The organism is Streptococcus orisasini (assembly GCF_001431045.1).
In the GTDB taxonomy this organism is placed as follows: Bacteria; Bacillota; Bacilli; order Lactobacillales; family Streptococcaceae; genus Streptococcus; species Streptococcus orisasini.
Map to the genome: position 1 here is coordinate 1 of NZ_BCLE01000064.1, position 851 is coordinate 851.

The window sequence follows — 851 nt, forward strand, 5'->3', positions numbered from 1 at the left end:
TTGAACCAATGAATATACTTGGACACATCTAAAATTAGATGTGCAATCGATGGAAACCGGAATTGATAAATCATTTCACGCTTTAATAGGGAGTGAAAACTTTCAATTTTGGCATTATCATATGGATGTCCTAGTTTTGAATACGAATGATCAATTTTATGTCGCTTTAACAAATTTTCAAAGCCAAAACTAGTGAACTGACTGCCCATATCAGTATGTAAATAATTTGGTTTTTTATCAGTTGACAGCGATCTTTGTAGTGTTGTAACTACCAATTTGGTATCCATCGTGGCACTGATTTGATGGGCTAATATCTTACGCGTTTGTAACTCTAAAACTGACGCTAAATAGACCCACTGACCATTACTCAACTTTAAATAAGTGATGTCCATGCTCCAAGCGTTGGCTTCGGGTAAATGCCTGATTAAGTTGGGACGTTGACGATAATCAACAGTTGTCGTTGGTTTGTTAAATCGACGACTCATGACAGAGTATATGCCAGCTTCTCGCATTAAACGACGAACTCGGTTGGTTCCATGATGCAAATTCAGATCAGCTAATGCTAATCGCAGACGTGGCGCGCCATAAGCTTTATAGTTATTTTGCCAAATTTCACGCAACAAAGCTTTTAAAATCGTGTCTTCTCGTTGTCGTTGGCTCTCAGTATAGTGAACCCAATTAAAGTAGGTGCTTTTGGGTATTTTGAGTAGGCGAAGCACCATCATGAGTTTAAAATGCTGTTTTAGCAATGATTGGACAATAGGAAAATGGGTCTTACGTGTTACTTGCGATGTTCGCCCAGCAAAACGGCCGCAATTTTTAAAATTTCGTTTTCTTCTTTGAGTCTTGCG

General features: G+C 38.4%; 1 protein-coding gene. It reads right to left on the bottom strand.

The features are described from left to right. Positions 1 to 851 (bottom strand): IS3 family transposase (locus tag SCSH_RS10785; RefSeq protein ID WP_152972564.1); only part of this gene is annotated, 851 nt, incomplete at both ends.